At 43.8% G+C, this 15353-nt stretch carries 11 protein-coding genes; 8 read left to right on the top strand and 3 right to left on the bottom strand.

Features of this window, described 5'->3' with window-relative positions:
- Nucleotides 1-18 precede the first annotated feature (18 nt).
- Nucleotides 19-1134 carry a class II histone deacetylase gene (locus tag Xvie_RS02330; protein WP_086107778.1) on the bottom strand — a complete coding sequence of 372 codons (1116 nt, stop codon included), beginning with the start codon at nt 1132-1134 and terminating at the stop codon, nt 19-21.
- Between the two features lie 573 nt (nt 1135-1707).
- Between Xvie_RS02330 and rep the strand changes: the two genes are divergently transcribed.
- Nucleotides 1708-3738 carry a DNA helicase Rep gene (gene rep, locus Xvie_RS02335; protein ID WP_086107779.1) on the top strand — a complete coding sequence of 677 codons (2031 nt, stop codon included), beginning with the start codon at nt 1708-1710 and terminating at the stop codon, nt 3736-3738.
- 71 nt (nt 3739-3809) lie between these two features.
- Here the strand turns inward: rep and gppA are convergent, their stop codons facing one another.
- Both gppA and rhlB read right to left on the bottom strand, forming a co-directional pair.
- The gene (gene gppA / locus Xvie_RS02340; protein WP_086107780.1) at nt 3810-5318 is read right to left on the bottom strand and encodes a guanosine-5'-triphosphate,3'-diphosphate diphosphatase; all 1509 of its coding nucleotides are present in this window, start codon (nt 5316-5318) and stop codon (nt 3810-3812) included.
- A gap of 57 nt (nt 5319-5375) precedes the next feature.
- Complete coding sequence (rhlB, locus tag Xvie_RS02345) at nt 5376-6662, bottom strand: ATP-dependent RNA helicase RhlB (protein WP_086107781.1); 1287 nt, start codon at nt 6660-6662, stop codon at nt 5376-5378.
- A 119-nt stretch (nt 6663-6781) separates the two neighbouring features.
- On the opposite strand from rhlB, the gene trxA reads away from it, so the two are divergent.
- The 7 genes from trxA to rffG all read left to right on the top strand — a co-directional run bounded on the left by trxA (nt 6782) and on the right by rffG (nt 15350).
- Nucleotides 6782-7108, top strand: a complete 327-nt coding sequence (gene trxA, locus Xvie_RS02350) for a thioredoxin TrxA (protein WP_086107782.1) — start codon at nt 6782-6784, stop codon at nt 7106-7108.
- 907 nt (nt 7109-8015) lie between these two features.
- The gene (gene rho / locus Xvie_RS02360) at nt 8016-9275 is read left to right on the top strand and encodes a transcription termination factor Rho (protein ID WP_074020680.1); all 1260 of its coding nucleotides are present in this window, start codon (nt 8016-8018) and stop codon (nt 9273-9275) included.
- A gap of 329 nt (nt 9276-9604) precedes the next feature.
- Nucleotides 9605-10693 (top strand): UDP-N-acetylglucosamine--undecaprenyl-phosphate N-acetylglucosaminephosphotransferase, encoded by a 1089-nt coding sequence (gene wecA, locus Xvie_RS02365; protein WP_086107783.1) that lies wholly within the window; start codon nt 9605-9607, stop codon nt 10691-10693.
- 30 nt (nt 10694-10723) lie between these two features.
- Nucleotides 10724-11794 (top strand): ECA polysaccharide chain length modulation protein, encoded by a 1071-nt coding sequence (gene wzzE / locus Xvie_RS02370; RefSeq protein ID WP_086107784.1) that lies wholly within the window; start codon nt 10724-10726, stop codon nt 11792-11794.
- An 84-nt stretch (nt 11795-11878) separates the two neighbouring features.
- The gene (gene wecB / locus Xvie_RS02375) at nt 11879-13009 is read left to right on the top strand and encodes a non-hydrolyzing UDP-N-acetylglucosamine 2-epimerase (RefSeq protein ID WP_086107785.1); all 1131 of its coding nucleotides are present in this window, start codon (nt 11879-11881) and stop codon (nt 13007-13009) included.
- A complete protein-coding gene (gene wecC, locus Xvie_RS02380; RefSeq protein ID WP_086107786.1) occupies nt 13006-14268 on the top strand; it encodes a UDP-N-acetyl-D-mannosamine dehydrogenase in 1263 nt (420 codons plus the stop codon). Before wecB ends, wecC begins: the two co-directional genes overlap by 4 nt.
- Nucleotides 14265-15350: a dTDP-glucose 4,6-dehydratase gene (gene rffG / locus Xvie_RS02385; RefSeq protein ID WP_086107787.1), complete on the top strand. Its 1086-nt coding sequence runs from the start codon at nt 14265-14267 to the stop codon at nt 15348-15350. The genes wecC and rffG overlap by 4 nt, the downstream gene beginning before the upstream one ends.
- The last annotated feature ends 3 nt before the right edge of the window (nt 15351-15353 follow it).

Below are 15353 nucleotides of genomic sequence, written 5' to 3' on the forward strand. Positions count from 1 at the left end.
GCAGGATATCTTTAATCCTTACAGATTAAATTTCAGTTTCAGTTCATCAAGAGCTTGACGCTGAAATGCTTCAAATCGTTCTTTCGGTTGCTGCAATTGGATCAAGTTCAGCACGGGATCGTTGACTTCAGTACGAATGCCACTTAATTCCTCCATGACGGCTAATCCACAGAAAGGAACATAGGCTTCGGAATAACCCCCTTCGTGAACGATGACTAATTTGCCATGGCACAGTTCATCGGCAGCCTGTTGTACCTTGCGGGTCATTTCACGGAAACTGTCACTGTGCAACTGCATCCGTGCCAGAGGATCAAATGCATTGGCATCATAACCGCAAGCAACGATGATCAGTTCTGGTTGGTAACGCCGTAGTGCAGGGAGCACAATCTGATCCATGGCATAGAGATAATTATTGTGCCCAGCACCCGCCATCAATGGGATATTGATATTAAAACCTTCCCCTTTGCCAGCTCCGATATCTTCCTCACCACTGTAGCCTTCGGGATAACAGCCATCTTGATGCAGTGAAATTGTCAAAACATCGTCACGTTCCCAGAATATATGCTGTGTCCCATTACCGTGGTGAACATCCCAGTCAATGACGGCAACTCGGCCAACGCCAAGCTGCTCTTTGGCGTACTCAACGGCGAGGGCAATGTTGGCAAGGAAACAGAATCCCATCGCTTGATCTGGCAGACAGTGGTGTCCGGGAGGACGTGAAAGGCTGTAAGCGTTATCTAATTCACCTTGTAACACGGCTTTTACCGCAGCGTAGGTGAGTCCGGCGGACAATTTGGCGATTTCATAACTACCTTGTCCCATTGGTGCTTCAGATCCCAATACTCCTCCGCCATTATCACTCACGGACTTAAAATGTTGTAAATACTCTTCGGTATGCACCAGTCTTAACGTTGTATCATCAAGAGGTTCAGCACTACGCAGTTGCAGTGAACGACTTAAACCTGATACATCCATTAAGTTTTTCATTCTGCGTTTAGTTTCTGGGGATTCTGCATGTCCTGCACTGTTCGGTGGTTGTATCCATCCACCAACGGGAAATATGACTACATGTGGTAATCCAGAGTTATGCCAGAAACAGAGTTCATCAAAGAAAAAGCCTGTCTTACGTAGCATGTTATATCCTCTTTGAGTTCTTTTATCTTTCAAGCTGCAATTTAAAACCTATTAGGTATATTGATTGTGTGTCAATAAACGTAATGATTGTTATAACCTTAATTTTATTAAATAGGTTCTATATATTTCAATTGAAGTGGATTCAATATTAATATATTTGTCCTAACTAATTTAAATTAATTTAAAAAATTATCTTTGTTATTTATCACATAGTTTAATAATAAAATGGTCAGCCTTTACATAATCATCTTATCTTTATGATGTGAAAGGCCTACAGGTGATATTACTGGCTGCTGCTATTGGTTGATGTTTGTTTATGTGAAGGATAACAAAGAAAATGAATGCAGACAGGATACCGTAAAGAGGTATTTTTTCGGTTTCTTATTCATCCGTTAAAAATGAAATGAACTACAATCATTATGAGCCCTATCATAAGACGTTATCTATATTGACGCACTTTTTCATTCTATTGTGAAATAATTCGCTGATATAAAGAAAACCACATAATTAGCCTTTCTTTCTGTTACAATTCCGTTCCCCGATCTTTCAATCTGATATATTTTTTGAAACAGTATGCGATTAAATCCAAGCCAACAACAAGCGGTTGAATTTGTAACAGGGCCTTGTCTGGTTCTGGCGGGTGCGGGCTCTGGCAAGACCCGAGTGATCACCAATAAAATTGCTCATCTGATCCGCACCTGTGGTTATCAGGCCCGCCATATTGCGGCAGTCACCTTTACTAATAAGGCAGCACGTGAGATGAAAGAACGTGTTGCACAAACCTTGGGTCGTAAGGAAACAAGAGGGTTAATGATCTCGACTTTCCATACCTTGGGTTTGGAGATTGTCAAGCGTGAATACAAAGCGCTGGGAATGAAAAGCAATTTTTCACTGTTTGATGATCAAGATCAGATGGCTTTGTTGAAAGATCTCACCTCGGATTTGTTGGAAGAAGACAAAGATCTACTACAAAAACTGGTTTCAAGCATTTCTAACTGGAAGAATGATTTAATGTCACCAGAGCAGGTGATGAGGGTGGCGCGTTCAGAGCAGGAGCACCAGTTTGCAGAGTGTTATCGCCGCTATGACCTGCATCTGAATAGTTGTAATGTTCTCGATTTTGATGATCTAATTACCAAACCAACGTTACTGTTAATGCGCGATGGGGAAGTCAGGGAACGTTGGCAGAATAAAATTCGTTACTTGCTGGTAGATGAATATCAAGATACGAACACTAGCCAATACCAATTGGTAAAACTGTTGGTTGGCAGTCGGGCTCGTTTTACGGTAGTTGGTGATGATGATCAATCCATTTATTCTTGGCGTGGTGCTCGTCCACAGAACTTGATCCTATTGAAAGAAAATTTCCCGCAGTTGAACGTGATTAAGCTGGAGCAGAATTACCGTTCATCAGGGCGGATATTGAAAGCGGCGAATATTCTGATAGCTAATAATCCCCATGTTTTTGAGAAAAAACTCTTTTCAGAGTTGCCTTATGGTGATCAGCTCAGAGTGATCGAAGCAAATAATGAAGATCATGAAGCGGAGCGTGTAGTGGGGGAGTTGATCGCTCATCATTTTATCAACAAAACGGAATATAAAGATTACGCCATTTTATATCGTGGTAATCATCAATCTCGTATCCTCGAAAAAATGTTGATGCAGAACCGTATTCCTTACCGGATTTCGGGAGGAACATCATTTTTTTCTCGCCCTGAAATTAAAGATTTGCTCTCTTACCTGCGTGTTTTGACTAATCCAGAGGATGACAGTGCATTTTTGCGTATCATCAATACACCACGACGAGAAATCGGTGCTGTAACCATCCAAAAATTAGGTGAGTGGACGAATCAGCGTAACAAAAGTTTATATCAAGCCAGTTTTGATCTTGGGTTGGAGCAACATTTGGCCGGGCGTGGTCTGGCTGCATTGCAGCGCTTTACTCACTGGATGGATGAAATATCCCGTCAGGCGGAGCGGGAACCATTACTGGCAGTGAGAGACTTATTACGTGGCATGGATTACGAAAGCTGGTTATATGAAACCTCCCCCAGTCCAAAAGCGGCTGAAATGAGAATGAAGAACGTTAATCAACTTTTCACTTGGATGAGTGAAATGCTTGAGGGAGATGACTTGAATGAACCAATGACCCTTTCCCAAGTCGTAGCGCGTTTTACGTTGCGGGATATGTTGGAGAGAGGCGAGGAAAATGAAGAATTAGATCAGGTTCAGTTGATGACACTGCACGCCTCCAAGGGGCTGGAGTTTCCCTATGTTTTCTTGGTTGGCATGGAAGAGGGGTTGTTGCCACATCAGAGTAGCATTGATGAAGACAACATTGAGGAAGAGCGTCGTTTGGCTTATGTGGGTATCACCCGCGCGCAGAGAGAACTTTTTTTAACTCTTAGCAAAGAACGTCGCCAGTTTGGTGAACTTATCCGTCCGGAACCGAGCCGATTCTTGCTTGAATTGCCACAGGATGATTTGTACTGGCCGCAGGGCAAGCGGGTGATCAGTGCAGAAGAAAGGATGAAACAGGGACAATCGCGCCTTGCTGACATTAGATCACGTTTGGGACTCGGTCAGAAAAACGGCAATAAATAAATCGCACGATTGACACGGGATAACCCTGCATTTGTGGATGAATGCAGGGAATGAGGGGAATAAAGTAAACTTCAGCCTAAATGAGAGTTATTTTGTTCCTCAAAGAACAACAACCATTGGACATAACTCTGCCACTTCATTTCTTGCTGTAATGCTTCAGTTCTGAGTGGGTGTTTTATCTGCCATTGATGAGGCAAGGTGATAATGAGAGTTTCATTTTCCACCTGTAACCGCAAAGCTGGCAATGTGTCATCCCGTCGGCGGCTGGCAAAAATAATTGCCAGACGTAATAAGCGGCATAGCCGCTGCGCCTGTAGTGGTCGCACAGCATTTTGCTGGCTGAGTGATGCTAAGTCCACTGGCCCGCTTTGATTTTTCAATAAAGTAGCCAGCAGTCGTTTTTGGGCCGGAGTATAACCGGGTAAATCCAAGTGACTGATTAAATAAGCAGAATGTGCGGGCCCCTGACGAAAATCAATAAACAGGCCTATTTCATGGAGCAAACATGCACTGCTCAATAATTCACGACAGCGTTCGTCCAATTTCCAGGGCTTAGCAATTTGTTGGCAAAAATTTTCTGCCAACTGTTTGACTCGTTGTGCTTGCTCACTATCCAGTTGAAAGCGATGCTGGATATTGCGCAGGGTTCTTGCACGAATATCCTGCTCAATCGGCAAGTCCAACATCCCGTAAACCAGACCTTCACGCAGTGCGCCACCTGCCAATATCATGCTTTCGATATTCAATGCTTGAAAAATGGCGATTAAGATTGCTAATCCACTTGGAAAAACCAATGCTCGTTCCAGTGTCAGCCCATCAATTTCCAACTCTTCCAATTTGCCGCACTCAATCGCCTGATGCTTGAGTTGCTGAAGCTTGGGGAGGGTGATCAGTTCATCCATACCTTGAGCAATCATAATTTCCTGCAAGGCCTGTACTGTGCCAGAAGCACCCACGCAAATTTTCCAGCCTTGCTCAAGCAGTTTAGTAGTGACTGAGCTGAGAAGATCATGTGCAGCAGCTTCCGCATTGGCAAAGTTTTTTTCTGTCAGGCTGCGATCATTGAAATAACGTTCCAGCCAGGTAACACAACCCATTTCAAGGCTGAAGAGCTGATTAGCTTTGGCTCCGGCCCCTGTTACTAATTCGGTACTGGCGCCGCCAATATCTACGACAAGTCGCTTTTCAGGCCCGCCAGTAGTGTGAGCAACACCTTGATAAATGAGTTGAGCTTCTTCTTCACCACGGATCACATTGACGGAGGTGCTCAATATCTCTGAGGCCTTCCTGACAAATTCATCTGAATTTTCTGCAAGTCTCAAGGTTGCTGTAGCAACAACGCGAATATGCGTAGCAGGAATATCTTGCAAATATTCGGAAAAGAGGCGCAAACACTGCCATCCCCGTTCCATTGCCTGTTGTGATAAATAGTTATTTTTATCCAATCCGGCAGCCAGCCTGACTTTTCGCTTGATACGGGTAACGACTTGAATGTTGCCGGATACTTCACGGACAACCAACATATGAAAACTGTTTGAGCCTAAATCAATAGCCGCATAAAGCGAAGAAGCACTCAGCATAGTATTTATTCCGGCTTGTGTTGTTTCAACATCGTGTTATTTCAATATCGCATCATTTTAGCTTGGGCGCTTACGGTTGCGCGTTGCGTTACCACCGCGGCGCGGCATGCTGGTACGCCGAGGGTGTCCCCCTGAGCGGGCGCGATTACGGCGCTTAGGTACCGGAAGATCGTTTAGCAACGCATCACTGTTATATTTGCTGACAGGTATCTGATGCTGGATATATTCTTCAATGCCCGGTAAGTTCAGCACATATTCTTCACATGCTAGACTGATGGAATGACCACTTTCTCCAGCACGGCCTGTCCGGCCAATCCGATGGACATAATCTTCACAGTCATCCGGTAGATCATAGTTAAATACATGTGTCACTAACGGGATATGCAGCCCACGGGCGGCAACATCTGTGGCAACCAGAATGTCCAGATTGCCCAGGCTGAATTCCTCAAGAATACGCAGGCGCTTTTTCTGTGCAACATCACCGGTCAGCAGACCAACACGATGACCATCGGCAGCCAGATGAGTCCAGATATCTTCACAGCGGTACTTGGTATTGGCAAAAATGATGCAGCGATCAGGCCACTCTTCTTCCAGTAAAGTTTGTAGCAGACGCATTTTTTCTTCATTGGAAGGATAAAATAGTTCTTCCTGAATGCGGTGCCCCGTTTTTTGCAGAGGTTCTACTTCCACATATTCAGGACTATTCATCTGTTCAAAAGCCAGTTCACGCACTCGATAAGACAGCGTTGCGGAAAACAGCAAATTCATTCTTTCTGTGGCAGCAGGTAGCCGGCGGAACAACCAGCGAATATCTTTGATAAAACCCAGGTCATACATGCGATCAGCTTCATCAAGCACAACAACCTGAACGGCACCAAGATGGATATGTCCCTGTTTTACGTAATCGATTAGGCGTCCTGTTGTGCCAATCACGATATCGACACCGGCTTCCAGCACCTTAAGCTGTTTATCATAGCCATCGCCGCCATAGGCAAGACCCATTTTCAATCCGGTGACTTCCGCCAATTCTTCTGCGTCAGAGTAGATCTGAACTGCCAATTCACGGGTAGGTGCCATAATCAGCGCTCTTGGCTGATTGGTTTTATGTTCTTTTGACGCAGGATGGGTCAATAAATAATTAAAAGTAGACGCCAAAAATGCCAGCGTTTTGCCCGTTCCGGTTTGTGCTTGCCCCGCAACATCTCGGCCTTCGACAGTAAAAGGCAATGTCAGCGCCTGTATCGGCGTGCAGTTGGAAAACCCCTTTTTATCAAGGGCTTCTAATACTTTGGGGTGCAATGTGAAGTCGGAAAACTTCTTTTCTGTCAAATGTGTTTTGCTCATAGTATGGTAGAATATCAGTTAACTATTGCTTTAAGAAAGTGTATCCGCTGAAATAAAGACACCCTTATGTTGGTTAACGTACACTGACACTATAAAAGATTTTACTTTTGGAGCAAAAAATGAGTGCAAATATTATCCACCTGACGGATGTTGGCTTTAAAAATGACGTCCTGAAGGCAGAAGGCCCAGTTCTTGTTGATTTCTGGGCGGAATGGTGCGGTCCTTGCAAAATGATTGCCCCTATTCTGGATGAAATTGCCGCCGAATACGAAGGAAAACTGATAATCGGCAAGCTGAACGTGGATGATAACCCAGAAACAGCACCAGAATATGGTATTCGTGGTATCCCAACACTGATTCTGTTTAAAGGTGGTGAGAAGGTTGCGGTAAAAGTGGGGGCTTTGTCAAAAACTCAACTGAAAGAGTTTTTGGAACCGCACCTCTAATTTAGAGTGAGTTCACAGTAATTACGGGCGCTTAGCGTATAAGGGGATTTATCCCATTGACCGCTAGACGTCCGCCACGAAGCATGGTAAGTTAGCGTCTATGTGCTTGTATGAAGTTTCGCTTGAGTGAATTCTTTATTTGGTATAAAGGTTTATTGATATATTAGTATTTATTGATCTTTATTAGTATAAAGAGTTGACATTAAACATATTGCATACTAAACAATCTGTAGTGTCTGATAAATCTGTTATCTCTGGGTCACCTGAAGTATCTGATGGCATATCGCATTTGGTAAAATTTCTGAGTCTATATATGGGAAACCCAGTATATAGCTTAGTATACTCATAGCGTCCTAATGCTGAACATCTTTAAGCAGGGTGCTTTTATCCTAGGCATTTTTTTTGTGCTGAGTCTTCTTATGTAGGTGTTCGGTATAAAACCCGTTAACAGTTTTTGTTTTAAAAAATGCTTGTGTTAAAAGCACTTATGCTGGATATGTATACTGAAATAGTGCCCATGTTAGAATACTTATAATAGTGTTTGCTTTGCATTATAAAATTGTATTTACATTATAGATAGTTATAGCATATGGCACATAGACATAGTTAGAAGACGAAGACAGTCATAAAGAGTTATAAACAGTGCTCATAACGAGATAATGTTTACGCTGAGGTAGTTCTTAATATTGAAATTAACCATATTTTGCTTACTCTCAGTCGTGTTTTGACAGTTTGTCAGCCTTATTTTGAAATCAATCTGAGTACTTCAGACTATTGCCTTGTAATATAATTTAGTATGTTAGAAGGTTTTATTCGTTTCTGGTACAAATAAACAGGCATCGATAACGCTGCCATACCATTCACGTTCATAGTTCGAGATATACCCCGAGTTAAAGAACCCACCATTATGAATCTTACCGAATTAAAGAATACGCCGGTATCTGAGTTGATTACTCTCGGCGAAAATATGGGGCTGGAAAACCTGGCTCGTATGCGTAAGCAGGACATCATTTTCTCTATTCTCAAACAGCATGCGAAAAGCGGAGAGGATATTTTCGGAGATGGTGTGCTGGAGATATTGCAGGATGGATTTGGTTTCCTCCGCTCCGCAGACAGTTCTTACCTTGCTGGTCCCGATGATATCTACGTTTCTCCTAGTCAAATCCGCCGCTTTAACCTCCGTACCGGTGATACCATTTCAGGGAAAATCCGCCCACCAAAAGAAGGCGAACGCTATTTTGCCCTGTTGAAAGTTAATGAAGTTAACTTTGACAAACCTGAAAACGCCCGCAGTAAAATCCTGTTTGAAAACTTGACCCCACTTCATGCCAACAACCGCTTGCGCATGGAACGCGGTAATGGATCGACTGAAGATTTGACAGCTCGTGTTCTGGATCTGGCAGCGCCGATTGGTCGTGGTCAGCGTGGCTTGATTGTTGCTCCACCAAAAGCGGGTAAAACCATGCTGCTGCAAAATATTGCAGCTAACATTGCCCACAACTACCCAGATTGCGTTCTGATGGTTTTGCTGATTGATGAGCGTCCAGAAGAAGTAACCGAAATGCAGCGTCTGGTAAAAGGTGAAGTCATTGCCTCAACCTTTGATGAACCAGCTTCCCGTCACGTTCAAGTGGCTGAAATGGTTATTGAGAAAGCGAAACGTCTGGTTGAACATAAGAAAGACGTTATTATCCTGCTGGATTCCATTACCCGTCTGGCTCGTGCATATAACACTGTTGTTCCTGCTTCCGGCAAGGTTTTGACTGGTGGTGTGGATGCGAATGCCCTGCATCGTCCAAAACGTTTCTTTGGTGCTGCACGTAACGTTGAAGAAGGCGGTAGTCTGACTATCATCGCGACGGCGTTGGTTGATACTGGCTCTAAGATGGATGAGGTTATTTACGAGGAATTTAAAGGTACAGGTAACATGGAATTACACCTGTCCCGTAAAATTGCTGAAAAGCGTGTTTTCCCAGCCATTGATTACAATCGCTCCGGGACACGTAAAGAAGAGCTGCTCACTGCACAGGATGAGCTACAGAAAATGTGGATTTTACGTAAGATCATTCATCCGATGGGTGAAATTGATGCGATGGAATTCCTTATCAATAAACTGGCTATGACAAAAACAAACGAAGAATTCTTCGACTTTATGAAACGCTCATAGTTTTTTAAGATTGGTAATCTCATCATAGTCAGTGCTCATTTCGCTAAAACGCCACATTTTTGTGGCGTTTTTTTACGTCTTACTTACTCTATTTGCCTAAAATGGTACATTTTTTGCATTGTATTCGAATGAATAGATGCATTTTTCCTAACCGAGAACTTTATAATTATGGATCACGTTTTACAGATGCATGATCCATTTGATTGATTTTATGAGTCAGGATGCCTTGTTTTATTAACAGGGAACTTATGGATTCAATGTCGCGTGGGACATCCATAAGTATATGAATAATAGATGCCCCATTATTATTTTTATAGAGAGTTGTTATTGTGAACATTCCCAGTATGAGTGCCGAAATTTTTTACGTATTTATATTCTCATTTGTGTTTTTGTTTGTGGCTCGCAAAGCAGCAAAAAAAATTGGTTTGGTTGACAAACCTAATTACCGTAAGCGTCATCATGGCTTAGTCCCTTTGGTGGGGGGGATATCTGTTTTTTTTAGTATTTGTTTCGCATTTTTTATTACGAAAGAGTTTATGCCTGATAAATGGCTTTATTTGGCTTGTGCAGGAATATTAGTTCTTATCGGTGCCTTAGATGACCGTTTTGATATCAGCGTGAAGATTCGGGCAACCATTCAGGCTTTGGTTGGTATCAGCATGATGTATTTTGCTGGCCTGAAGCTTGATAGCTTGGGATACGCCTTCGGGTCATGGGAAATGTCACTGGGGCCATTCAGCTACGTTGTGACTCTATTCGCAGTCTGGGCTGCTATCAATGCTTTCAATATGGTAGATGGTATTGATGGACTGTTGGGCGGGCTATCTTGTGTCTCTTTCGGTGCATTAGGTATTTTGTTGTACACAAGTGGCAATACAGCATTGGCGTTTTGGTGTTTTGCATTTATAACCGGGATTTTGCCTTATATCTTCCTTAATCTTGGAATATTAGGAAAACGTTTTAAGGTATTTATGGGTGATGCGGGAAGTACCCTAATAGGCTTTACTATTATTTGGTTATTGACTGAATCGACGCAAGGAAATAATCCGTCTATTCGTCCTGTGACAGCACTATGGATTATTGCGATTCCACTGATGGACATGATTGCTATTATGTACCGTCGATTGCGTAAGGGAATGAGTCCGTTTTCTCCGGATCGCCAACATATTCATCATTTGATTATGCGTGCTGGATTTACCTCCCGTCAGGCATTTATCTTGATCACTTTGGCTGCGGCTTTATTGTCATCAGTTGGAATCATTACTGAACGGTTAATTTCCGTCCCTGAATGGGTGATGTTGGCATTATTCTTGCTTGCATTTATGTTGTATGGCTATTGCATCAACCGAGCATGGCGGGTAGCCCGTTTTATCAAACGGTGTAAGCGCCGTATGCGTCGGGCAGCAAACCATCATTAAAAACATCGACTACCAAAGGGGTTTTGTGCAGTGATAAACTCAGAAACGAAATCTAAACAGGATCAACCTGCTATAGAGCATGAGCTGGATATTCGGGCACTGTTTTATGCTTTGTGGCGTGGAAAGATATGGATTATCGCACTGGCAATGATTTTCGCTGCTGTCGCTCTGGGTGCATCTTACTTGATGCAGCAAAAATGGAGCGCAACCGCTATTGTGAATTTACCGATAACCAATAACTTGGGTAGCTATTACTCGCAACAACAATTTTTGCGTAATTTAGATACTCACATCAATGCTTCTCCAGAGGCACAATTACCGACTATTCCGGATGGTGCATATAAAGAATTCATGACGCAAGTTTCTGCATATGATACTCGTCGTGAGTTCTGGCTTCATTCTGATTACTACAAACAGCGTAAGGAAGGGCGTGTCAAAGCGGATACCGTATTGTTGGAAGAATTGATCAACGATATTAAAATTACGCGCAGTGATGATAAGACATCGCTAAATGACAGTATCAAGTTGACGGCAGCAACCGCAGCTGATGCTAATCGGCTGCTACGTCAATATATTGCATTTGCCAATCAACGAGCGAGCAATCACCTGAACAACGAAATTAAAGGCGCATGGGCGACACGTGCCCAGTCAATGAAAGCGTTGGTTAAACGTCAGGAGATAGTGGCACAGGCTATGTACAATCGTGAATTGAATGTCTTGCAGCAGTCGCTGAAAGTGGCTGAGAAACAGGGTATTCATCGTAATCAGACGGATATCCCCATCAAAGAACTACCTGAATCCAAAATGTTTATGCTGGGTACGCCATTGTTGCAAGCCCAAATTGAAACATTGAAAGCCATAGGCCCTAATTACAGTATCGATTATGATCAAAATATTGCGATGCTGGCGACACTGAATTTCGGTCCGACTTTGCAAGATTCTTTCCTGACTTACCGTTATCTCAGAACACCGGAGGAACCAGTCAACCGAGACAGCCCTCGCCGTACTTTCATGATGATTTTATGGGGAGCTGTTGGCTTGTTGGTTGGTGCAGGTGTCGCTTTGGTAAGGTGCCAGCGCTCCGGAAATTCATATAAATAATGATATATGAATAATCTATAGTTTTTTAGGGGAATTCCCTTTCTTGGAAGTAGCTGCAATGATTGACAAAATAAGAGAGTCACTGTGAAAGTGTTGACTGTGTTTGGTACCCGGCCTGAAGCCATTAAAATGGCCCCGCTGGTACATGCGTTAGCTATGGATACTGCCTTTGAAGCAAAAGTGTGTGTCACAGCTCAGCATAGGGAAATGCTGGATCAGGTATTGCATTTGTTTGGGATAACTCCGGATTTTGATCTTAATATCATGCAGAAAGGGCAGGATCTGACGGATATTACATGCCGTATCCTGCAAGGTATAAAGCCGGTATTGGAAGAATTCAAACCAGATGTGGTGTTGGTGCACGGAGACACCACAACGACCATGGCAACTAGTCTGGCCGCCTTCTACCAGCATATTCCGGTGGGCCATGTTGAAGCGGGTTTAAGAACCGGAGATCTTTATTCTCCATGGCCAGAAGAGGCCAACCGCAAGATTGCCGGGCACTTGGCCATGTACCATTTTGCACCGACAGAAAATTCCCGGAACAACCTCTTAAAAGAATCTATTGCGGAAAACCGTATTTTTGTTACAGGGAATACGGTTATTGATGCTCTGCTATCGGTACGTGATCGCATTATAAATGATGAAGTCATGTATGAGCAGCTTGCTGAATTTTACCCTTTCCTTAATCCGAATAAAAAAATGATTTTGGTGACAGGTCATCGTCGTGAAAGTTTTGGTAAAGGATTTGAGCGTATTTGTGAAGCATTGGCTCAGATTGCCAGAGCACATCCTGACGTTCAGGTGGTTTATCCTGTTCATTTGAACCCGAATGTCAGTGAACCAGTTAAGCGTATTTTGCATGACATTGATAACGTTATTCTTATCAAGCCTCAGGATTATTTGCCATTTGTCTATTTGATGAATCATGCCTATTTGATCTTGACCGATTCAGGGGGAATTCAGGAAGAAGCGCCCTCACTGGGAAAACCGGTTCTGGTCATGCGCAATGCCACTGAACGACCTGAAGCTGTTGATGCGGGGACAGTGCGATTAGTGGGAACAGAAACACAAACTATTGTTGCGGAAGTTATGCGTCTATTGACGGACGTTAACGCTTATCAGCAGATGAGTCACGCCCATAACCCTTATGGTGATGGGTTGGCTTGCCAGCGAATTCTGGAAGCATTGAAAAAAAATCGGGTGACATTATGAGTTTTGAAACAATTTCTGTTATCGGCTTAGGTTATATCGGTTTGCCCACCGCAGCGGCATTCGCCTCCCGCAAAAAGATGGTTATTGGTGTGGATGTTAACCAACATGCGGTAGAAACGATTAATCGTGGCTCGATTCATATCGTTGAACCTGATTTAGATGAAGTAGTCAAAGTCGCGGTAGAAGATGGTTTTCTGCACGCTGTGACTGTTCCCCAAACCGCGGATGCCTTCTTGATTGCTGTTCCTACGCCTTTCAAAGGAGCACATGAACCAGACATGGTTTATGTGCGTTCTGCGGCGGAATCAATGGCGCCGGTCTTGAAAAAAGGCGATTTGATTATTTTGGAATCCACCTCACCCGTTGGTGCGACAGAGCAAATGGCTGAATGGTTAGCCGCAGCACGCCCCGACCTCTCATTCCCTCAACAGTCGGGTGAAAACTCAGACATTGATATCGCTTATTGCCCTGAGCGCGTTTTGCCGGGTCAAGTGATGGTGGAACTGATCAAAAATGATCGCGTAGTAGGAGGGATGACAGACAAATCTTCCCGCAGGGCAAGTGAGCTGTATAAGATTTTCCTTGAAGGTGAATGCGTTATCACCAATGCCAGAACAGCGGAAATGTGCAAACTGACAGAAAACAGTTTCCGTGATGTCAATATCGCTTTTGCCAACGAACTTTCCTTGATCTGTGCTGAGCAGGGAATCAATGTGTGGGAACTGATTAGTCTGGCAAACCGTCATCCACGTGTAAACATCCTACAACCTGGACCTGGTGTAGGGGGACACTGCATCGCAGTCGATCCATGGTTTATTGTATCCCAGAATCCTGAACAATCCCGTTTAATCCATACTGCGCGCTTGGTGAATGATGGCAAGCCGCTGTGGGTAGTGGAGCAAGTGAAAGCCGCGGTAGCTGATTGTTTGGCTGAGAGTGGCAAACGCGCGAATGAGGTTAAAATTGCCTGTTTTGGCTTGGCCTTCAAACCGAATATTGATGATTTGCGTGAAAGCCCAGCGGTTCATATTACAAAAATGGTTGCCCAGTGGCATGCGGGGCAGACTATCGCGGTTGAACCCAATGTGTGTGAGCTACCTAATTCACTGAAAGGTTTGGTGGAATTGATGGATGTGAATCAGGCATTAGAAGAAGCTGACGTTGCATTGATGCTGGTGGATCATAGCCAGTTTAAAGCCATTGATGGTTCTGCAATAAAACAAAAATGGGTTGTTGATACAAAAGGAGTTTGGCGTTGAAACGTATTCTTATTACAGGTGGTGCAGGTTTTATTGGCTCTGCGGTTGTCCGTCACATTATTAACCAGACTGAAGATAGCGTGGTTGTCGTTGATAGCCTGACTTATGCCGGCAACCTTGAATCACTGGCTTCGGTTGCCAACCATCCCCGCTATGCGTTTGAACAGGTTGATATCTGCCAACGTGATGCCTTGGATCATGTGTTCCAGAAATATCAACCGGATGCAGTCATGCATCTGGCTGCCGAAAGCCATGTTGACCGTTCTATTGACGGGCCTGCGGCTTTTATCGAAACCAATATTATTGGTACCTATACTTTATTGGAAGCAGCGCGTGCATTTTGGCTACAGCTGGATCAGGAAAAACAAGCTAAATTCCGCTTCCATCATATTTCAACAGACGAAGTGTATGGCGATCTGCATGGTGAAGAGGGGTTCTTTACTGAAACCACATCTTACGCGCCGAGCAGTCCCTATTCAGCATCGAAAGCCTCCAGTGATCATCTAGTCAGGGCATGGCAGCGCACCTATGGTTTGCCGACCGTGATCACTAATTGCTCGAATAACTATGGGCCTTATCATTTCCCGGAAAAACTGATCCCATTGGTGATCCTGAATGCGCTGGCAGGCAAACCTTTGCCGGTCTATGGCAAAGGTGAGCAAATTCGTGATTGGTTGTATGTGGAAGATCATGCGCGGGCGTTGTATTTAGTGGTTACCACGGCGGAACCCGGTAAAACCTATAATATCGGTGGCCATAATGAGCGCCGAAATATTGAGGTTGTGGAAACGATTTGTGAATTGCTGGAAGAATTTTGTACTCAAAAAATGTGCCTTGCAAAGCCAGCAGGTATCTCACATTACCGTGATTTGATTACTTATGTGACAGATCGGCCAGGGCACGATATGCGTTATGCGATTGATGCGGCGAAAATTGAGCGTGAATTGGGTTGGACACCGCAGGAGACATTCGAATCCGGCATTCGCAAAACCGTACAATGGTATCTGGAAAATGAGAATTGGTGGCGCAGAGTCCAAGATGGCTCTTATGCAGGGGAACGACTTGGACTCGGCAATGAATAAGCC

This window comes from Xenorhabdus vietnamensis (assembly GCF_002127535.1).
Taxonomy (GTDB): domain Bacteria; phylum Pseudomonadota; class Gammaproteobacteria; order Enterobacterales; family Enterobacteriaceae; genus Xenorhabdus; species Xenorhabdus vietnamensis.